The following is a 20,520-nucleotide window of genomic DNA, read 5'->3' on the forward strand; positions in this document are numbered from 1 at the left end:
GCTGCCCCGCGTCGAGGGTGTCGATCCGGCCGACCGGCGTCCGCGGGGCGGTGATCAGCAGTCGCAGCGTCCGCAGCAGCCGCTCGGCCAGCTCCTCGGCCTGGTCGTGCTCGAATACGTCGGGGCGGTAGTCGAGCTGGAAGCGCAGCGTGCGGTCCGGCATGGCCACGAGACCGAGGGGGTAGTGCGTGGCGTCATAGCCGACGGAGCGCAGTATCTTCAGGGCGCCGGACGACTGGTTCAGGTCGTCGGCGTCCAGTGGATAGTTCTCGAACACCACGGACGTGTCGAAGAGTTCACCGACGTCGGTGAGCTGCTGGATCTCCGCGAGCCCCAGGTGCTGGTGGGCGAGGAGGCGTGCCTGCTCGTCCTGGATGCGGGTGAGCAGCGCGGCGAAGGGCTCCTGCGGACGCAGCCGTACCCGCAGGGGCAGGGTGTTGATGAAGAGGCCGACCATCTCCTCGACCCCGTCGAGCTCAGGCGGCCGGCCGGAGACGGTGATGCCGAACACGACGTCGTCAAGCCCTGTCATGCCGGAGAGCAGCAGCGACCAGGCGCCCTGCACGATGGTGCTGGGCGTCAGGCCGTACTCGCGGGCGAACGCGGTCAGTTCCTCGCTCTCCCGCTCGTCGAGCCCGAACAGGACACGCTCGGGGACCACGGGAGGCCGGCCGGGAGGAAGAGCGGCGACCAGCGTGGGCTCTTCGAGGCCGGCCAGCGCATCGGCCCACGCGGCGCGCGCGCCGGCGGTGTCGGCTTCGGACAGCCAGGTGAGGAACGCGCGGTACGGACGCACCGGCGGGAGGCCCGTGGCGTCGCCCTTCGCGAGATAGAGGGCGAACAGGTCCTTCATCAGGACCTGCATGGACCAGCCGTCGAGCAGGATGTGGTGGTTGGTGAGGATGAAGCGGTAGCGCTCGTCGCCCAGGCGGATGAGGGTGAAGCGGACCAGGGGAGCCTGCCCCAGGTCGAATCGCCGGTCGCGGTCCTCGGCGGCCTCGCGTTCGGCCTGCGGCTCGCGTTCCGCGTCCGGGACCGGGCGGAGGTCGACGGTCCGCCAGGGGAGCGTGACATCGCGCAGGACGAGCTGGGCCCACTCCCCCGACTTGCGCTGACGGAAAGCGACACGCAGGTTCGGATAACGGGTGAGGAGCGATTCTCCGGCAGCGCGGAGCGCGTCGCCGTCGAGCGGTCCCTCGAAGTCCGTCGCCACCTGTGCCACGTAGACGTCCGTGCCGTCCGGCCCCTCCGCGTCCGCCTCTTCGAGGACATGGTGGAAGAGCAGGCCTTCCTGGAGGGGAGACAGCGGGTAGATGTCCTCGATCTTACGCGGCTGACGCTTCACTGACATGTCTCCCACCGGACCACATTTAGCCTGAGAAGCCAGCTTCGAGAATAAGGCTGGCAGCAATAGCAGACCGCAGCCTATGAAGTTGACCGGACATCACGCAAGCAAACTCCGGCGGTTATTAACCCCCAGCTTAAAATACGGCGCAGGATCCACCGGAGGCAGCCGGGGCATACTAAACCCTGCCTTAAACAAGTTGGCGTCCGGCCGTCCGCTTCCCCGCAGTGTTACCGTCGCTGCTCTTATGTCGGAACGGGAGGTGCCATGACGCAGCAGGGGCTCGAGGAGGAATTCATCTCCTGGGTGGGCAGCGATTCATTCAGTTGCCTGGGCGCGCGTGCAGCGCTTCGACAGAATACGCTGTTCATGCATGTCTACGAGGAACTGAACTCGGACAAGTACAGCCAGGAGTTACATCGGGATCTGGTCGATTTCATCGATAAGCAGCTGAAGGACGAAAGCGACTTCGCATCCTTCGTGGCCATATTCCGCATGCCGTACGAGCTCTCCGAGGAGGAGTTCGAAGAGGGACTCTGGGGGCAGCTTGCCCGACTGCACGACATCGACTCCACGGAGTATTCATGGAGTGCCGGCGTATCCAGCGACGTGAACGCGGCGGATTTCGCCTTCAGCGTCGGGGGCAGGCCCTTCTTCGTGGCCGGGCTCAATCCGGGGTCCTCCCGGATATCCCGGAGGTTCTCCCGGCCGGCCCTCGTGTTCAATGCGCACGAGCAGTTCCGGCGGCTGAAGGCCGACGGGACGTACTACGGGCTCCAGCGCACGATCCGCGCGAAGGAGATGAAGCTCCAGGGCAGCGTCAATCCGATGCTGACCGACCACGGGGTGTCGTCGGAGGCCCGGCAGTACTCGGGCCGGGCCGTACCGCAGGACTGGCAGTGCCCGTTCCGGGCCGGGCCACAGGTGTCGGCTCCGGTCGGCTGACCCGGCTCTTCCGTCCGGTCCGCCGTCGGAGCGTCCAGGCGGCCGATGGCCCTGCGGGCGTGATCGCCCGTGGCCTCCCGGCCCGATCAGTCGGCGTCCTCACGCAGCAACGCCTTCGCCACGAGCTTTCCGTCGGTGAAGCAGAGCCGGTACACCTCGGACCGCAGCGAGAAGTACCCGCTGCTCTCGGCACGGTAGAACGTGCAGGAGGCTCGCGCGGGCTTGGGAGGCTGCTCGGTATCGGCGCCCACCCGCACCTGCTGGGACGGCAGTTGGTCCCGCAGGCGCTCCCAGGTCTGGCCGTTGCGCAGGCCGTCGTAGGTCTCGGCGTCCAGCGTCATGCGGTCGAGGTTCCGGGAGGAGTAGCTCACCATGAGCACCCCCACCGCCACTGTCGCCAGGGCCGGGACCGCCACCGCCGTCACCAGGCTGCGGCGGACGCGCCGCTGGGCCTGCTGCCGGGCGCCGAGCGACACGGGGGCCTCCACATGCCCGGCCGGGGGCGCCGGTTCGGTGCCGTGCGCGGGGCCGGAGTGCGGCAGCCGCGCGGTCACTTCGAACCCGCCGTCCTTTCGCCCATGTGTGATCAGTGAGCCCCCGAGGACCCTGACACGTTCGGCGAGGCCGACCAGGCCCATGCCGGTGCCGCTGCTGTCCCCGGGGGGACAGTCGGGGGCCTCGTTGGTGACCGTGACGCTCGTCCGGTCCGTCCACCTCTCCAGATGCACCCGGACCTCGGCACCCGGCGCGTGCTTGGCGGCATTGGTGAGGGCTTCCTGCACCACGCGCTGCACCGTCTCCTCCACCATGGGAGGTGACGTGGCGTCGAGGCCGACGGGCCGCAGTTCGACCAGCATCCCCGCCTTGCGGGCCCGGTCCACCGTGCTCAGGACGTCCTCACGTGGCCTGCCGGCGACGTCCTGGCCGCCGTCCACGCGCAGCACGCCGATGATGTCGCTGAGCCGCTCGATGGCGCGGGCCGAACTCAGCCGTAGATCACCCGCCGACGCCCGCGCCGACGCGTCGAGTTTCGGGTTGATCTCCAGGGCACCGGCCTGCATGGCGATGAGCGTGAGGTCGTGGCCGAGCTGGTCGTGCATGTCCTGGGCGATACGGGCCCGTTCGCGGATGCGGACGCGGTCCGCCGCGAGCACCTGCTCACGCTCCAGGTTCTGGGCGTGCTGCCAGCCCGCGAGTTCCAGTTCACGCCGCTGGTACCGGTGGCGCCCGGCCAGGCCGGCGGTGACCGCGCACACGAGGAGGGGTGCGTTGTTGAGCACGGCCGTCAACTGCCCAGCCCTGATGCCCGTGCCCACAAGGGCCAGGGCCACCAGGCTCACCGCGAGTGTCACCTGCGCCGGCCGCCCCCGCACATTGCGGCGGCCGATCAGATAGCTCATCGCGAACATCGCCGGTGAGAACCACGCGTTGATCAGGGCGAGTACCGTACTGACGCACCAGGACAGCGGCAGATAGCGGTTGCGGAACGCGATGGCCGGCAGCAGAAGGGCCACCCCGGCGAGCCTCCACCAGATGGACGTCGAGGTCAGCTCGGCGGGGGAGGCGAACAGGGGCGGGAACGTGAGGGCCGCCCACAGGGCCGCCGTGCTGACGGGTTTGCGCCGGGCCAGGGATTCCATCAGAGTGCGCAGCCGGTCGCCCCGCCGCTCAGGCACGGAGGCCTGCCGGGAGTCTGTCACTGTGAGTCCTGGTGGGAAAGCGGCGCAAAGGATGCCGTGCCGAAGGAAAGAGAGAGAATCCTGTGATTCGAGTTCTGCTGGCGGACGACGAGGTGATGATGCGGGCGGGCGCCCGCGCCATCCTGTCGGCCGACCCGGAGATCGAAGTGGTAGCGGAGGCCGCCGACGGTCGGCAGGCCGTGGAACTCGTGCACCGTCACCGGCCGGACGTGGCGCTCCTCGACGTCCAGATGCCTCACCTGAACGGGCTGGACGCGGCGTCGGCGATCCTGCGGTCCGACACGCCCACCGCGGTGATCATCCTCACGACGTTCAGCAACGACGACTACATCTCGCGGGCGCTGAGCGACGGTGCGAGCGGATTCCTGCTGAAGTCCGGCGACCCGCGCGAACTGATCGCGGGAGTACGCGCGGTCGCCGACGGCGCGGCCTATCTGTCGCCCGAAGCCGCACGGCGGGTCATCCGTGGCCTGCCTTCGAGCCGTACGGCGGGCCAGCAGGCCGCGCGTGAGCAGATCAGCAAGCTCAGCGGACGCGAGCAGGAGGTGCTCGGCCTCCTCGGCGCGGGTCTGTCGAACGCCCAGATCGCCCGCCGTCTGCACCTGGTCGAGGGAACGGTCAAGACGCATGTCAGCTCCATCTTCACGAGACTGGCGGTGGGAAACCGGGTGCAGGCAGCCATCATCGCCCATGAGGCGGGACTCATCGAAGAGGCCAAGGGGCGGTAGGAACCGCCCCTTCGGCCCCCGGGCCGCCCCGATGCCCGGCTCACCCCCGGAGCCGGCTCGTGGCCGGCCCCGGCGACCGAAGCCGGGGTTCTGCCCGTGACGACCGGGCACGACACCGTCCGGGAACCCGGGGCCGCAATGGCCATCCCGGACGACACCGCCCTCAACCAGTGGGGGTGCGCAGCCTGTCCGCGAGGACACGGCCGACGCGGGCGACGTGCTTCGCCTCCGTCATCAGGTCTCCGTGCGTCGACTCGATCGTGTGCACGTCGACGTGGCCTCCGATGAACGGTTGCCAGGAGCCGACGTCGAGGCGTTCACGGTCCTCCTCCGGCATCTGGTTCGCGGAGAAGAAGAGCACGTCGCCGTCGAAGAACCCCGGCTGGAACTTCCGCATGATCCTGATGTTGTTCACGAAGACGTCCTTCAGGGCCACGATGCCCGCGGCCTCCAGGTGGGCGAGGGGCTCATCCGTGTTCTTCAGGAAGTCCGGGAGACGCATCAGCACCGCGTCCTGGTCCGCCCTGAGCTCCGCCTCGTCGAATTCGAAGCCCATCGCCCGCAGATTCTGCGCGACGATCTCGTGGTCGACGACCTCCCGGTCCTTGGCGTCGTCGGTCGGCGGATAGGCGTCGAGCAGCGCGAGCAGCTCGACGCGCTCCCCCTCGGCGCGCAGCCGGACCGCCAGGGCGTGCGCGGTGAGCCCGCCGAAGGACCAGCCCGCGATGCGGTAGGGGCCCTGGGGCTGCACGGAACGGATCCGGGCGAGGTAGTCCTCGATCATCTCGTCCATGTCCGCCGGGAGCGCCCCGCCACCGTCGAGACCGCGCGACTGGATGCCGTACAGGGGGACGTCCGGACCGAGATGCCGCACCAGACCCGCGTAGCACCAGCCGTAGCCGCTGCCCGGGTGCAGGCAGAACAGCGGGGCGGACGAGCCACGCGCCTGCAGCGGCAGCAGCACGGCCGCGGCGTCCCGCGCGCCCGCTCCCCCGCCGCCGGCGAGCGAGGCGGCCAGGGCCGCGACGGTGGGCGCCTCGAAGACCCGGCGCACCGGCACATGGGTGCCGAGCTCCGCATGGATCCGTCCGACGAGGCGCGCAGCGAGGAACGAGTGGCCGCCCAGCTCGAAGAAGTCGTCCTCGACACCGACGCCGTCCAGGCCGAGCACGCCGCCGAACAGTTCACACAGCGCCCGCTCCAAGGCGGTCTGCGGCTCCCGCGAGACGGCACCCGCCGACTGCTCGGGCGCGGGCAGCACCGCCCGGTCCAGCTTGCCGTTGGCGGTCAGCGGCAGCGCGTCCAGCACGACGAACGCCGACGGCACCATGTGATCGGGCAGCAGCCCGGCGCAGTGGCCACGCAGGCCTCCGCGGTCGGGCGCCGCTCCGCCGGAGGTCACGAGGTAGGCGACGAGGCGCCTGTCACCGGGCCGGTCCTCGCGCACGACGACGGCGGCCTGCGCGATGTCCGGGTGGCCGGTGAGGACCTTCTCCACCTCGCCCGGCTCGATCCGGAATCCGCGGATCTTCACCTGCCCGTCGGTCCTGCCCAGGTAGAGGAGCTGTCCGTCGTCGGTCCACCGGGCCAGGTCGCCCGTGCGGTACATGCGCGCGCCCGCGGTCCCGTACGGGTCGGCGACGAACCGGCCGGCGGTCAGCGCGGGCCGCCCGCCGTAGCCGCGGGCCAGGCTCGGACCCGCGATGTACAGCTCTCCCGGCACGCCCGCGGGCAGCGGGCGCAGCTGCGCGTCGAGGATCCGGATGGCGGTGTTGGCGACGGGGGTGCCGATCGGCACCGCCACGGGCCAGCGGTCCGTGTCCGCCGGAAGCTGATATCCCGTCACCACGTGGGTCTCGGCGGGCCCGTAGTGGTTGTGCAGGCGCAGGCCCGGGCGGGCGGCGAGCAGGGAGCGCAGCGCCCCGTGCGGGGTCAGCGCCTCCCCGGCCTGCACCAGGTCGGTCAGCCGGGGCAGTTCCTGGCCGTGCGCCACGGCCGCCTCGGCCACCGCGTCGAGGACCAGGTTGGGCGCGTACAGCTCCTGGATCGCGGCGTGCTCCAGCCACGCGGCGAGCGCCACCGGGTCCCGCCGGGTGTCCTCGTCGCACACCACGAGCGTCTTGCCGGACAGCAGCGCGGACAGGGTCTCCTGCACCGACACGTCGAAGCTGACCGCGGTGAACTGGGCGACGCGAGTGCCGGGGCCGCCGGGCAGCGCGCCCTCGTGCCACTCCAGCAGGTTGGCGGTCGAAGCGGCGGGCATCACGACGCCCTTGGGGCGGCCCGTCGACCCCGACGTGTAGATCACGTACGCCGGGTGTGCCCCGTCGAGCGGCGCGCGCCGCTCGGCGTCGGTGACGTCCGTGGCGGGCAGCGCGGCGAGCATGGCCGCCGTGGGGGCCGCGTCGACGGTCACCGTCGCATCGGCCACCTCCGGCGGCAGCACGTGCGCGTGGGCGGCGGTGGTCAGGACGCAGGCGGGGCGCGCGTCGCCCAGCATGTACGCGATCCGCTCCGCCGGGTACTCCGGGTCGAGCGGCATATAGCCCGCGCCCGCCTTGAGGACGGCGAGCAGCGCGGTGACCAGTTCTGCCGAGCGGGGCATGGCGACCGCGACCAGGCTCTCCGGGCCCACACCGCCGGCGATCAGCGCACGGGCGACACGGTTGGCGCGCGCGTTGAGTTCCGCGTAGCCGACCGCGCCACCGGGGTGCTCCACCGCGACGGCGTCGGGGTGGCGGGCCGCCTGCTCCTCGAACCGCTCGGGCAGCGAGGCGCCGCCCACGGCGAGCGCGGGCCCGTCCCACTCGGCGAGGACCCGGCGGCGCTCGGCGTCCGAGAGGATCTCGATGTCCCCGATCCGGCTCCGCGGGTCGGCGGTCGCCGCCTGAAGCAGGCGCAGCAGCCTGGCCACGAACGACTCGGCCGTGCTCCGGTCGAACAGGTCGGTGCTGAACTCCAGGACCGCACCGAGCCCGGCCGGGGCGCCGTCGGCGTCGCGCCGCTCGATGAACGCGAAGAACAGGTCGAACTTGGCGGTGCCCGAGTCGGCCCGCACCGGCGCGACGGTCAGGCCCGCGAGCTGCCCGGACCCGGGCAGCGCAGCCGCTTCCTGATCGGCGTTGCTGTACGTCAGCATCGTCTGGAACAGCGGGTGCCGCGACGGTGACCGGTTCGGCCGCATCTCCTCCACGAGGCGCTCGAACGGCAGGTCCTGGTGTGTGTAGGCGGCCAGGTCCGCCTCCCGCACCCCCGCGAGGAGCTCGCCGAAGGTGGGGTTGCCCGAGGTGTCGGTGCGCAGGACGAGGGTGTTGACGAAGAACCCGACGAGGTCGTCCAGGGCGTCGTCGGTACGCCCGGCGACCGGAGTGCCGAGCGGGATGTCGTCGCCCGCCCCGAGCCGCGTCAACAGGGCGGCGAGGGCGGCCTGGAGCACCATGAACGGGCTGGCCTGGGCGGAGCGGGACAGCGCCACGATCCGCTCGTGAAGGTCCTTGGGCACCTCGTAGCGCACCCGGTCGCCGCGGTGGGACTCGGTGGCGGGCCTGGGCCGGTCGGTGGGCAGCGCCAGCTCGTCGGGGGCCCCGGCGAGGGTCTCCTTCCAGTAGGCGAGCTGACTGGCGGCCCGGCTGTCGGTGTCGCTCTCGTCGCCGAGCGTCTCGTACTGCCAGAGGCTGTAGTCGGCGTAACTCACGGGCAGTGGCGACCAGGCGGGCGCCTCACCCCGCGCCCGGGCCGTGTACGCGGCCGTCAGGTCGCGGGCGAGCAGCGGCATCGACCATTCGTCACCCGCGATGTGGTGCAGGAGCAGCAGCAGCACGTGGCTGTCCTCGCCGCCCGCGAACAGCGTGGCGCGCAGCGGCACTTCGGTGCTCAGGTCGAACGCGTACGCCGCCGCGGCCGCCACCTCGTCGGCGAGCGGCTCCTCGGACACGCGCCGCACGTCCAGCACGGGCCGGGCCCGGTCGCCGTCGAGGACGGTCTGGTACGGGCCTTCGGCGTCCTCGGCGAAGACGGTGCGCAGCGACTCGTGGCGCTCGGAGAGGTCCGCGAGCGCGGCGCGCAACGCGTCATGGTCGAGGGCGCCGGTCAGGCGCAGGCCGAGGGGGATGTTGTAGGTGGCGCTCGGCCCCTCGAACCGGTGCAGGAACCAGAGGCGGCGCTGCGCGAAGGACACCGGCACCCGTTCGGGCCGCGGCACGACGGGCATCACCCTGCGGCGGGCACCGTTGGCCCCGTCGAGGAGCCGGGCGAGGGCGGCGACGGTTGGTGTTTCGAAGAGTTGGCGGACGGAGAGTTCGGCGTTGAGGGTGGTGCGGATGCGGGAGGTGAGGCGGGTGGCGGTCAGGGAGTGGCCGCCCAGGTCGAAGAAGTTGTCGTCGAGGGTGATGGAGGGGAGGTTGAGGACGTCGGCGAAGAGGGTGCAGAGGATTTCTTCTTGGGGGGTGCGGGGGGCGCGGCCGGTGGAGGTGGTGTGGGCGGGGGTGGGGAGGCTGGTGCGGTCGAGTTTGCCGTTGGCTGTCAGCGGGAGGGTGTCGAGGTGGGTGAACGCGGACGGGATCATGTAGGTGGGCAGGGTGGTGGCCAGGTGCTCGCGCAGGGCGTCGGTGTCGGGGGTGTCGCCGAGGGTGTAGGCGAGGAGTCGTTCGTCGCGGACGATGACGACGGCCTGGTCGACCCCGTCGAAGCCGGTGAGGGCGGCTTCGATCTCGGCGGGCTCGATGCGGAAGCCGCGGAGTTTGACCTGCTGGTCGGTGCGTCCCAGGAAGGTGAGGGTGCCGTCCGCGCTCCGGCGGGCGAGGTCTCCGGTGCGGTAGAGGCGGGAGCCGGCCGGGCCGTGGGGGTTGGCGATGAAGCGTTCGGCGGTGAGGTCGGGGCGGTCGAGGTATCCGCGGGCCAGACCCGTCCCGGCGATGTAGAGCTCGCCGGGGGTTCCCTGCGGGGCGAGACGGAGCCGGGAGTCGAGGACGTAGCAGGCCATGCCGTCCAGCGGGCGGCCCACCGGCACACTGTCGGGGACCTGTCCGGGGGCGGTGAGCCGGTGGTGGAGGGCGAAGGTGGTGGTCTCGGTGGGACCGTAGCCGTTGACGACCTGGATGCCCGGCGCGGCGGCGAGCACGCGGCGTACCGCGTGGGCGGGCACCACGTCGCCGCCGGCCCACACCTCACGGACCCCGGCCAGTGCGGCGGGGTCCTCCTCGGCGACGAGCTGGAACAGGCCCGCGGTCAGCCAGACCCCGCTGACCCGGTGCTCGGCGACCATCCGCGCAAGGACGGCGGCACCGACGTCACCCGGCGGAGCGATCACGACACGCCCGCCGTTGAGTAACGGCACCCACATCTCGTAGGTGGAGGCGTCGAAAGCGTGCGGGGAGTGCAGCAGCATCGACTCCCGCCCGCCCCCGGCGAAACACGACGCCGCCGCGAGCCCGGCCACGTCCTCATGCGTGACCGCGACCCCCTTGGGCACCCCCGTAGAACCCGACGTGTACATCACATACGCCAACTGACCCGGCAACACGACCGGCAACCCAACACCAACACCGGTGCCAACACCGTTGCCCTCCGCGGGCATGCCACCGGTGTCGTCGCCGGTGTTGTCGCCGGTGTCGTCCACGACCAGGACCGTGACTCCCAGCCGTTCCGCGGCTTCCACCCCGGCCCGATCAGTGATCACCACCCGCGCACCCGTCCGGGCCACCACCCCCGCGACCCGCTCCCACGGAGCGGACTCATGCACCGGCACGTACACCCCACCGGCCTTCACCACACCCAGCGAAGCCGCCACCACCCCCGCACTCCGCGGAAGCAACAGCACCACCGGCGACTCCGGACCCACCCCCGACGCCCTCAGCCGACCGGCCACCCGGTCCGACCACGCACCCAACTCGCCATACGTCCAACGACGCCGACCCCACTCCAACGCCACCGCACCCGGCAACCGCTCCACCTGCACACCGAACAACTCACCCAACGACACACCACCACCACGAAGCCCAGGCCCCTCAGCCCCCACAAGAAGACGCTCACGCTCGGCATCATCAAGCAGACCGATCTGGCCGACCGGCCGATCCGGCACGGCCAACAACCCCTCAAGCACACGCACCAACCGTTCACCCAGGGTCTTGGCTGCGGCGTGGTCGAAGACGTCGGGGCGGTGGTCGAGCCGGAAGCGCAGCGCGGGGCCCGGGATGGCGACCAGCGTGAGCGGGTAGTGCGAGTGGTCCGTGGTGCGCTGTGCGACGACCCGGACGGCACCCGGATCCGCCGGCCCGGAGTCCGCTTGGGTCAGTCGGCCCGCGTCGTGCGGGTAGTTCTCGAAGACCAGTACGGTGTCGAAGAGTTCGGCGTGCCCGGACGCGTCCTGGATGTCGGTGAGGCCCAGGTACTGGTGCGGGAGCAGTCCGGCCTGGGTGCGCTGCAGGCGGGTCAGCATGTCCGCGGCGGTCTCCGCCGGGCGCAGGGCCAGGCGCAGCGGCACCGTGTTGATGAAGAGCCCGACCATGTTCTCGACGCCCGGGATCTCCGGTGGCCGGCCGGACACGGTGACGCCGAAGGCCACGTCGTCGCGGCCGAGGAGCTGGGCGACGAGAAGCGACCAGGCGCCCTGGACCACGGTGTTCACGGTCAGCCCGTGGGCCCGGGCCCGGGCGGTGAGGGCCGCGGTCGCCTCCTCGGTCAGGCCGAAGTCGATGCGCTCGGGCAGGCCGGGCTCCGCGTCGGCCCGCTGCCCCGCCGGTGCGAACAACGACGGTTCGTCCAGGCCGGCCAGGGCGGCGGACCACTCGGCGCGCGCCTCGTCCCGGTTCTGCGCGGCCAGCCAGCCGAAGAAGGCGCGGTACGGCGCCACCGGCGGCAGCGCGGCGGCGTCACAGCCGTTGGCGTAGAGGGCGAACAACTCGTTGAGCAGGACGGACAGCGACCAGCCGTCAAACAGCAAATGATGGAACGTCAGGGCGAAGCGGTAGCGCTGCGCCCCGGTCCGGACCAGGGTGAAGCGCAGCAGGGGAGGCGCGGCGGGATCGAACCGCGTCTCCCGGTCGGCGCGTATCCGCTCTTCGGCCCGGGCCGTACGAGTGGCGTCGTCCACCACCTCGGTGAGGTCGAGCTCCGACCACGGGGCGGGCACGGAGCGCGGCACGATCTGCACGGGGGTGCTCAGGCCGTCGTGCCGAAAACCGACCCGCAGCGTGGCGTGCCGTACGAGCAGGGTCTCGACGGCGGTCCGGAGCAGCCCGGTGTCGAGCGGGCCCTCGATGTCGAGGATGTGCTGCGACACATAGACGTCGGGTGCGTCCAGGTCGTACAGACTGTGGAAGAGCAAGCCCTCCTGCAGTGAGGTCAAGGGCAGGATGTCCTGCAGTCCGGACCGGGGCGTCGTCACAGCGTCCTCCACACGTTTTCCGGCAAGTCGATGTCGTTCTGGCTGAGCGGGTTCAGCGACATGTCGGAGACGGTCAGCCCGCCCGCGCCCAGGAACCGGCCGTCCGTGGGCCGGGCCCTGCCGACGTGCGGGCCTGGAGCAGGATTCGCTCCACCTCGTCGTCGCGGCGCCGCCGCGGGGGCGCCCCAGGTCTCATGACGTCGTCACAGTGGAATCAAGCGTGGGCATGGCTGATAACGCCCTCCCCTGAAATGCGATCCCGTAGGGGATGCGCTCGTCCGCATGCGGCTGGGGAAGTATTTCCCCTTCTCACGTCCACATTCGGGGCAGCGAAACAAGCCAACGAACGACCTTGACATGGCACATATTTTCGACCGACTCGATCGAAACTACCCGGCCGCTGTCGGCAGGTCAAAAAGAATGCGGGCGGATTCAAGCACTCTCCGACCTCGACCGGAAATTTCTGCACGCGTTGTACGGCGGTTCTCCGAAATACCTCGGCCGCCCCTCGATACGACCTTGAGCACCCCTCGACCGGCCACGCCGCACACCTGCGATCGGCTACGAACGCGGGTACGGGGCCGGTCTCACCATCGAGTCGGCTGCATGGGGACGACTCCACAGTTCGAGGGGATCGGCACCCCGCCCACCGGAGTCAGGCGCCTGGGTTGCGGTGTGCTCCCGCGCCGGCTTGCCTCGGGCACGGTCAGGGTGTCCGCGGCAAGGGAGATGCCGTCGAGCACCGCGCTGCCCAGAGCGGTGATCCGGTGGTTCACGGTGTTGTGGTGGCGCTCCGACTGGATCAGCCCCGCACGGCGCAGGACGCTGGTGTGCTGACTGACGGCGGCGGCGGACGTGCCGACCCTGCGGGCGAGTTCGCTGGTGGTTCCACCGGTCTGAGTGAGGCGCAGGAGCTGGGCCCTGGTGCGTCCCATGAGTGCGCCCAGCGCCTCGCCGTCCTTCACCGGGGAGCCCCACAGAGTGCGGGCCGCGGTGGATGTCAGTTGGGCCGAGAAGACCAGGACGGGCCTGCCGTTGGTGCCTGCCACATGGCGAAGCAGCACGGCGGGCCGGTCACCGAGAAAAATGGAAGGGGCCACGAGAAGGCCGTTGCCGTCGGACTCGATCTCCCTGTCGTCGCCGCCCTGCACCTCGAGCACTTGACCATTCAGTCTAATGTCGGGATGCAAATGGTTGAGCAGGTTCCCGCCGCCGTTCAAGCAGGCCCTGAGCCGCCCCTCCCGCTGCTCCGCCAGATAGGCGAGCATCGACTGCCAGTACGGCATTATGGACAGCTTCGTGAATTCCTCCACAGCCGCCCGGCCTTCGGACCAGCCGAGGCTCAATGCTCGCAGTCGACTGCCTGCGGGAGCGTTCTCGATGGGAGCGAGAAGCCAGGTGAGGTCGGATGCCCTGGAGAGCGTCCGCAGCACCTCAGGGACCGTCGCACTCGTTCCCAGGCGGACATCGAGCTGCTTTCTCCACTCCTGGAAGGCAGGCGCGACTCTATTCGCCATATACCGAACGGAGAACACCCCCTCGGACACGGGACCCAGGGTCGCCATCATATGGACCCGGTCGGCTCCCGTACTTTTCAGATCAATGCGCAACACGCCAGCCCCATCCCCGAAACCAGAAGGGAAATCCCTTGCCGGGACCCCCGTCCGGACTTGTCACGTCTTATAGAAACCGCACACGCCTGCCGACCGACCGCATCGACTTGTGTCCGCGTCAGAACCTCGGCGGCGTCGGCGGGCACTATTCACGCACTGACGCTCCAGCGAGTCGAGCATCAAAGAGGAGTGTCAATGAACCGGGCACACTCGATGCCTCCGGAAATTCAAGCCTGGATTGAGATGACATCGACCCCGCCCCGGAACACCATGCGAGACCACAGCCGAAAGCAACCGCGTGAGCTGTGCCCCAGCGGTGATCCAGCCGACCGGCCGACTCATGGTGCGCTCAACACATTCCCGCCCTCCCCGGTCACCCTCGGAATCAGGAATGCGAATCGGCCATTAACTCCAATTCGCACATGAATTCGACTGACATGGCCGACGCTACCCCTTCGGTTCAGGCCAGTCAAAGTATTCTTGTGCAGTCTTGAGCGTTCTCCGACCTCAATTTGAAGTTTCCCTGTGCGGTCTTGAGCGGTTTTCAGGCCCTCCTTGAGGTGCCCTGGCCTCGAACACGTGTGAGTCCCCGTCAGCTCGCTGACGGGGACGTTGTGTCTGGGGCGTGGGGTCTCTCGGGACGGGGGCGGACCGAAGGCCCGACTCACACGTCGGGGCGGCCGGCATCCGCGTACTCCACCGCGCTCAGGCGGGTGCCGGTCTCATCCGGCCCGTCTCACGCGTTGGGCGCCCTGCGGAAGCACTTCGCGGCGACGAACATCGCGACCGTCATGAGCCCGGCACTCGTCGCGAGTGCGCTGAGCACACCGAGCCCCGGATCCCAGCCGAGCGCCAGGTCCCTGGCGCCGTCGACCGCGTACGTCACCGGATTGGCCTCGGCGACGACCCGCAGCCACCGTGGCAGCACTTCGAGCGGGACGAAGGCACTGGAGGCGAACATCAGCGGGAACATCACGAGCACCGCGATGCTCGACATCACCTCCACGCTGCGCAGCCAGGCGGCCAGTGCGATGAAGCCCCAGATCAGGGACCAGATGACGAAAAGGGTGAGCAGCAGCGCCGCGCCGGTTCCCAGGAACCCCCCCGAGGGGCGGAAGTCGAAGATGAGGAAGCCGGAGAGCAGCAGGGCGACCAGCTCGGCGAAGACGCGCAGCAGGTCCGCCAGCGAGCGCGCCACAAGGACCAGGAACAGCCGGGTCGGCAGCACACGGAAGCGCGCCACGATGCCGTTGTCCATGTCCCTCACCAGTCCCACCCCCGCGGCCTGCGCCGAGCCGATGCCCGTGGTGACCAGGAGCGCGGGTATCAGATAGTCGATGTAGCGCACCCCGTGCGGGAAGTCGTCGGTGTTCGCCATGCTCCCGAAGACCTCGTTGAGCAGCAGGAGCATGATCAAGGGCTGGGCCAGGCTGAAGAAGGCCAGGCGTTTGTCGCCGTACATCGAACGGACCTGCCGCGCGGTGAGCACCCACAGCTGGGTGGTCGCACTGCTGCCGCACCACGCCGCTCGGTCGTCGTGCGCGGCGGCTGCCGAGACGGCCGGGGTGCGTTCCTGGAGGGCCACCGGAACTCCTGTGGTCAGGCCGCGCCGCCGAGGGCCGCCGGCGAGGGGTCGGGCGATTGGGTGAGCGCCAGGTACACGTCGTCCAAGGACGGTTCCTTGACGGTGAGTTCGACGAGCTCGGCATCCACGGTGTCCAGTGCCCGTACGACGGTCGCGACCTCGGCCGAGGTGTCGACGGGGATCGTCAGCGTGTGGGTGGCCGGCTCGGTGTGGGGCTGGAATCCCGCGGCGGCCAGCGCCCCGGACGCCGTGGACAGCACGGACCCGGGTGTGAGGACGGCGCGTACGGAGCGGCTGCCCAGGTCGGCCTTGAGCCGACCCGCCGTGTCCGAGGCGATGACCCGGCCCTTCGACAGGACGGTGATCCAGTCGGCGAGCCGGTCGGCCTCGTCCAGGTACTGCGTGGTGAGCAGCACGGTCGTGCCACGCGCCACCAGGGACTCGACCGTCTCCCACAAGGAGATGCGGGTGGCGGGGTCGAGCCCGGTCGTCGGCTCGTCCAGGAACAGCACATCGGGACGGCCGACGAGACTGGCGGCGAGGTCGAGGCGCCGGCGCATGCCGCCCGAGTACGTCCGGGACGGCTTGGCGCCGGCGCCGGCGAGGTCGAACAGCTCCAGGAGCTCTCCGGCCCGCGCCGCCGCGTCGCGCCGGCCGGCGCCCAGGAGACGGGCGATCAGCACGAGGTTGTCGTACCCGGACAAGTGCTCGTCCACCGAGGCGAACTGACCGGTGACACCGATCCGTGCCCGCACCTGGGCGCCCTGGCGGGCCACGTCGAAGCCGGCGACCGCGGCCCTGCCCGACGTCGCGGGTGACACCGTGGAGAGGATGTTCACCAGCGTCGTCTTGCCCGCGCCGTTGTGACCGAGCAGTCCGAGGACCTTGCCCCGGGTGACCTCGATGTCCACGTCGCTCAACGCCCGGACCTCGCCGAAGGTCTTGCAGACGCCGACCGCCTCGATCACGACCTCGCTCAAGCCGCGTCCCGCGCGGACGCGTCCATCGCATCGACGAGGCTCTTGGGACGCATGTCGGTCCAGTTCTCGTTGATGTACTCCAGGCACGCCGAGCGGCCGGTCTCCGCCAGAGCGACGGTCCAGCCCGCGGGCACTTCGGCGAAGGACGGCCACAGCGAGTACTGCGCCTCGTCGTTGATCAGTACGACGTACGTGGCTTCCTCGTCCTCGAACGGGTTACTCATGTCCGGTTCTCCCTCTTGCTGCTGGTGATGGGTGGGACTGGTACAGGTGGCGTTACTGACGCAGGTGGTGCGAGTGGCCGGTGGAAGAGGAGTCCTCCCTGCGTTCCTCCCGCGTGTCCCGCAGTAATTGAGCGCGTGTATTCAAGCCGAGCATCAGCGATCTGTCACTGAATTAAGCCCTGACTCAATCGGGCAGCTTGATGTCGTGGAAATCCACATCCAGTCGATCGGGGCCGCGCAGACTCAGATTCGGCTTGTACGGGATTTTCTCGCCGGTCAGCCGGGGGTCTATCACATGCGTCGCGAACAGTTCGAAAGCGATACGGACTTCGAGTCGGGCGAGCGCGGCGCCCAGGCAGAAGTGCGCACCGGCGGAGAAGGACAGATGCTGCGAGGCGCGCGGGCGGCGGATGTCGAACCTGTCCGGGTCCTCGAAGACCTGCGGATCGCGGTTGGCCGCGCCGATCAGGACGAGCAGCATGTCGCCGGCGCGTGCCACCGTGCCGCCGACGGCGGTGTCCTGCCGGGCCACGCGCGTGGTCAGCTGCACCGGGGCGTCGTACCGCAGCACCTCTTCGACGGTGTTGCCGGCCAACTCGGGCTCGGCGCGCAGCAGGCGGAGCGCGTCGGGGTCTCGCAGCAGCGCCAGGACACCGTTGGCGATGAGGTTGACGGTGGTCTCGTGGCCCGCGTTGATGAGCAGGATGCAGGTGGCGAGGAGTTCGCTGTCGGTGAGCTGGTCACCGTTCTCGTTGACCTGGATCAGTTGGGAGACGAGGTCGTCGCGGGGGGAGGTCCTGCGCTCGGCGATGACCTCGCTGAAGTATCGGATGAACTCGGCGCGGGCCCGCGCCGCTTCGCCCGTGGCCCGTGGCGCGACGAGGCCGGGCAGCGGTGGCTCCAGGGCCTCCGAGAGCTTCGCCGACCACGCCTGGAACAGGTGGTGGTCGGCGGCCGGCACGCCCAGCAGTTCGCAGATCACCTGGAGCGGCAGCGGATAGGCCAGGTCGGAGACGATCTCGAAGCGGCCGCGCTCGGCCGCGGCGCGGAACAGGTCCTCCGTGAGCGTCCGGATCCGCGGCTCCAGGGCGGCGACCACCCGCGGCGAGAACGCCTTGGTCACCAGGCGGCGCAGCCGGGTGTGGTCCGGCGGGTCCAGGTGGATGAAGTTGCGGGTGCGGGGGCCCCGCGCAGTCGGGGAGAGCCGGAAGAGGTCACGTTCGCTGCTCATGGCGGGGTCGCGCAGGACCTTCGAGCAGTCGCCATGCCCGGCCACCACGACCAGGCCGTCCGATGCGGTGTGCGCGGACGCCTCGCGCAGGCGGCGCAGCACCGGGTAGGGGTCCGGGCGGCCGGCGGGATCGACGAGGGCTTCGAGGTCGGCGCTCAGGCCCGCTCCGCGGCCGGGCGCACGGTCGGAAATCTCAGGTATGCCACCCGTCATGCGTGGAGCTCCTTTTCCGCCGTGCGGTTTGCGATCTGCCGGCCGTGAAGTTTGCGATCTGCCGGGACAAGGGCAGCGCGACACTAACACTGCACCGCTTTCCCCCTGCATCATTAAGCCGAAACTAAAGGACGACCGACCGGCCCTTTCGGCTCCTACGGGGGTATTTAAGGTGAGCGTGAACGTCCGTTCGGAAATCCTTGACACGATCTGGCCACGATGGCGTAGCTTGATCTCCCAGCTGAGGTGAGATCCGGCAGGTAATTCAGATACCACCCAAATTACCGGTCTCTTTCCGGCCTCTTTCCGGTTCTGAGACTCATGGCCAGCGCACAGCCGTCGGAAGGTCGAATGGGCAATGTACGACATCACGCAATCCGCCAGTGTCGTTGAGGCATTTCGCCGCAACGTCTCCACGCGGCCTGACCAGGACGCGGTCGCCTTCCTGGCCGACCCCGACCGGCCCGACCTCACCTCCCCCCTGACCTACGCCGAGTTGGACCGCGAAGCCCGCGGCATCGCCGCCTGGCTCCAGGAGCAGGGGCACCGGCCGGGCAGCCGGGCCCTCCTCCTCTATCCGGTCGGTACCGAATTCGTCGCCGCGTTTCTCGGCTGTCTCTACGCCGGGGTCATCGCCGTACCCGCACCGCTGCCCAGCCAGTTCCGTCACCACCGCACGAGGTTGCGCAACATCGCCCTCGACGCGGGCGTCACGGTCGTCCTCACCGACGGAGCGAGCGCCGACGACTGCCGGGAATGGGCGGACGCCGTCCAGCTCACCGACGTGGAATCCGTCGTGACCCGCCCCGAGGGCCGGCGGCTCGCCGACCCGGACGCCTGGACCCCCGTTCCCCTCGACCAGGACACGCTGGCGCTGCTCCAGTACACGTCCGGTTCCACCGGCGACGCCAAGGGCGTGATGATCACCCACGGCAATGCGCTGCACAACGTCGAGGCGTTCGCCAGAGCCGTCCGCTGGACCGAGGAGACCCGCAGCGGCGGCTGGGTGCCGCTCTACCACGACATGGGTCTGAGCGCCCAGTTGCTGCCCGCCCTGCTGCGCGGCGGCAGTTGCGTCCTGATGGACCCCATGGCGTTCGCCCGCAGGCCGGTCCGCTGGCTGCGCGCCATCGGCACCTGCGGGATCAACGTCTCCTTCGCGCCCAACTTCGCCTACGACCTGTGCACCCGCCGGGTCACCGATGCCGAGGTCGCCCAGCTCGACCTGTCGCACTGGACCTACGCGGCCAACGGCTCCGAGCCCGTACAGCCGGATGTCCTCACCGCCTTCACCAAGCGGTTCGCCGCCGCCGGCTTCCGCGAGGAGGCGTTCGCCCCGAGCTACGGCATGGCGGAGGTCACCGTCTATGTGACCACCCGGGGGCACCAGCCTCCGCTGGTGCGCTCGGTCGACGCGGAACGGCTCGGGCAGGGAGAGTTCGTCCTCGCCGAGCCGGGCCGCCCGGCCCGCCATCTCGTCAGCAACGGCCCGGCCCCCGCCTTCGACATCCGGGTCGTGGACCCGGTCACCCACGAGGTGCTGCCCGAGGGGCGCATCGGTGAGATCTGGATCAGGGGCGCCAGCGTCGCCGTCGGCTACTGGGGCCGCGAGGAGGCGACCCGGGAGACGTTCCGGGGCACGACCGCCGACGGTGACACCGGCTATCTGCGCAGCGGCGACCTCGGCACGGTGTACGAGGGCGAGCTCTACATCAACGGCCGCATCAAGGAGATGGTCATCGTCAACGGCCGCAACCTCTACCCGCACGACATCGAGCACGAGTTGCGCTCCCAGCATCCCGAACTCGGCACCTTCGGCGCCGTGTTCACCGCACCCGAGCGGGACGACGCGCCCGGCGCGGCCACCGAGAGCCTCGTCATCACTCATGAGGTCCGCGGCGTCCCCGCCGACGAACTGGCTGCCCTGGCGGGCCGGATACAGATCACGGTCAGCCGGGAGTTCGGCGTGCGGGTCGACGACGTCCTGCTGCTGCGCCCCGGCACCGTCCGGCGTACCACCAGCGGCAAGATCCAGCGCGCCGAGATGCGCTCCCTGTACCTGGCAGGCGAACTCAAGACCGCCGGGAACCGCAGGTGACCACCCCACAGGCCACTACCACCAAGGAGATCGACGTGACCGCCTCTGACCTCGACCACGGCAGTCCGGTACCCCGGACCGCCGGCTCGTCGCCCGACGAAGTCCGCGCGTGGCTCATCGACTGCGTGGCGGAACACGTACGGCTGCCCGCCGAGGAGATCGCCCCGGAGACCCCGTTGGCCGCCTACGGCCTGGACTCCATCACCGCCGTGTCCATATCCATCCGGATCGAGGACCACTTCGCCATCACGCTCGACGCGAACGCCATGTGGGACCACCCCACGGTGGACGCCCTCGCCGAGATGCTCAGCGGCCGGCTGCTCTCCGCGGCCTGAGGCACACACCGCAGGGATTGGGGACCCGTCGGCACGACGGGTCCTTTTCCCGTGCCCCCGATCCGCCCCGCCGTGCCTCCATTTCCTGTTGTTCTTCCTGTTGTTCGCAAGGCTCCCGCGAAGAGAAGGGTGTGGGTGG

11 protein-coding genes and 1 pseudogene are annotated in these 20,520 nt (G+C 70.0%); 4 read left to right on the forward strand and 8 right to left on the reverse strand.

Annotated elements, in window-relative coordinates; genetic code table 11:
- Nucleotide 1: 1 nt before the first annotated feature.
- A pseudogene (locus OG959_RS38700) lies at nucleotides 2–1,351 on the reverse strand (condensation domain-containing protein); the annotation flags it as partial.
- A 261-nt stretch (nucleotides 1,352–1,612) separates the two neighbouring features.
- Between OG959_RS38700 and gntA the strand changes: the two are divergent.
- Entirely contained in the window at nucleotides 1,613–2,290 is a 678-nt protein-coding gene (gntA, locus tag OG959_RS16020) for a guanitoxin biosynthesis heme-dependent pre-guanitoxin N-hydroxylase GntA (RefSeq protein WP_326659009.1), read from the forward strand.
- Between the two features lie 86 nt (nucleotides 2,291–2,376).
- On the opposite strand, the gene OG959_RS16025 is transcribed toward gntA, so the two are convergent.
- Nucleotides 2,377–3,990: a sensor histidine kinase gene (locus tag OG959_RS16025; protein ID WP_326659011.1), complete on the reverse strand. Its 1,614-nt coding sequence runs from the start codon at nucleotides 3,988–3,990 to the stop codon at nucleotides 2,377–2,379.
- Between the two features lie 62 nt (nucleotides 3,991–4,052).
- Here OG959_RS16025 and OG959_RS16030 point away from each other — a divergent pair, with 62 nt between their 5' ends.
- Nucleotides 4,053–4,718 carry a response regulator transcription factor gene (locus OG959_RS16030; protein WP_326659013.1) on the forward strand — a complete coding sequence of 222 codons (666 nt, stop codon included), beginning with the start codon at nucleotides 4,053–4,055 and terminating at the stop codon, nucleotides 4,716–4,718.
- A 163-nt stretch (nucleotides 4,719–4,881) separates the two neighbouring features.
- On the opposite strand, the gene OG959_RS16035 is transcribed toward OG959_RS16030, so the two are convergent.
- From OG959_RS16035 to OG959_RS16060, 6 genes are all read right to left on the reverse strand, one after another.
- Nucleotides 4,882–12,114 carry a non-ribosomal peptide synthetase gene (locus OG959_RS16035; protein ID WP_326659014.1) on the reverse strand — a complete coding sequence of 2,411 codons (7,233 nt, stop codon included), beginning with the start codon at nucleotides 12,112–12,114 and terminating at the stop codon, nucleotides 4,882–4,884.
- Nucleotides 12,115–12,689: 575 nt separating this feature from the next.
- Nucleotides 12,690–13,619: an ArsR/SmtB family transcription factor gene (locus OG959_RS16040; RefSeq protein WP_326659016.1), complete on the reverse strand. Its 930-nt coding sequence runs from the start codon at nucleotides 13,617–13,619 to the stop codon at nucleotides 12,690–12,692.
- Nucleotides 13,620–14,451: 832 nt separating this feature from the next.
- Nucleotides 14,452–15,300 (reverse strand): ABC transporter permease, encoded by an 849-nt coding sequence (locus OG959_RS16045; RefSeq protein WP_326659018.1) that lies wholly within the window; start codon nucleotides 15,298–15,300, stop codon nucleotides 14,452–14,454.
- A 14-nt stretch (nucleotides 15,301–15,314) separates the two neighbouring features.
- Nucleotides 15,315–16,280: an ATP-binding cassette domain-containing protein gene (locus OG959_RS16050; RefSeq protein ID WP_326659021.1), complete on the reverse strand. Its 966-nt coding sequence runs from the start codon at nucleotides 16,278–16,280 to the stop codon at nucleotides 15,315–15,317.
- Complete coding sequence (locus OG959_RS16055; protein WP_326659023.1) at nucleotides 16,277–16,504, reverse strand: MbtH family protein; 228 nt, start codon at nucleotides 16,502–16,504, stop codon at nucleotides 16,277–16,279. The genes OG959_RS16050 and OG959_RS16055 overlap by 4 nt, the downstream gene beginning before the upstream one ends.
- A gap of 184 nt (nucleotides 16,505–16,688) precedes the next feature.
- On the reverse strand, nucleotides 16,689–17,948 hold the full coding sequence (locus OG959_RS16060) for a cytochrome P450 (protein WP_326659025.1): 1,260 nt from the start codon (nucleotides 17,946–17,948) through the stop codon (nucleotides 16,689–16,691).
- 358 nt (nucleotides 17,949–18,306) lie between these two features.
- Here OG959_RS16060 and OG959_RS16065 point away from each other — a divergent pair, with 358 nt between their 5' ends.
- Both OG959_RS16065 and OG959_RS16070 read left to right on the forward strand, forming a co-directional pair.
- Entirely contained in the window at nucleotides 18,307–20,046 is a 1,740-nt protein-coding gene (locus OG959_RS16065; RefSeq protein WP_326659027.1) for a fatty acyl-AMP ligase, read from the forward strand.
- A 35-nt stretch (nucleotides 20,047–20,081) separates the two neighbouring features.
- A complete protein-coding gene (locus OG959_RS16070) occupies nucleotides 20,082–20,381 on the forward strand; it encodes an acyl carrier protein (protein WP_326659029.1) in 300 nt (99 codons plus the stop codon).
- Nucleotides 20,382–20,520: the final 139 nt, after the last annotated feature.

Source organism: Streptomyces sp. NBC_00385 (assembly GCF_035917155.1).
Classification (GTDB): Bacteria; Actinomycetota; Actinomycetes; order Streptomycetales; family Streptomycetaceae; genus Streptomyces; species Streptomyces poriferorum.

Excerpts from the sequence above, each read along its gene's own strand:
- gntA (WP_326659009.1), top strand. The coding sequence starts at position 1,613 with ATGACGCAGCAGGGGCTCGAGGAGGAATTCATCTCCTGGGTGGGCAGC.
- OG959_RS16060 (WP_326659025.1), bottom strand. The coding sequence starts at position 17,948 with ATGACGGGTGGCATACCTGAGATTTCCGACCGTGCGCCCGGCCGCGGA.
- OG959_RS16065 (WP_326659027.1), top strand. The coding sequence starts at position 18,307 with ATGTACGACATCACGCAATCCGCCAGTGTCGTTGAGGCATTTCGCCGC.
- OG959_RS16055 (WP_326659023.1), bottom strand. The coding sequence starts at position 16,504 with ATGAGTAACCCGTTCGAGGACGAGGAAGCCACGTACGTCGTACTGATC.
- OG959_RS16040 (WP_326659016.1), bottom strand. The coding sequence starts at position 13,619 with ATGGCGAATAGAGTCGCGCCTGCCTTCCAGGAGTGGAGAAAGCAGCTC.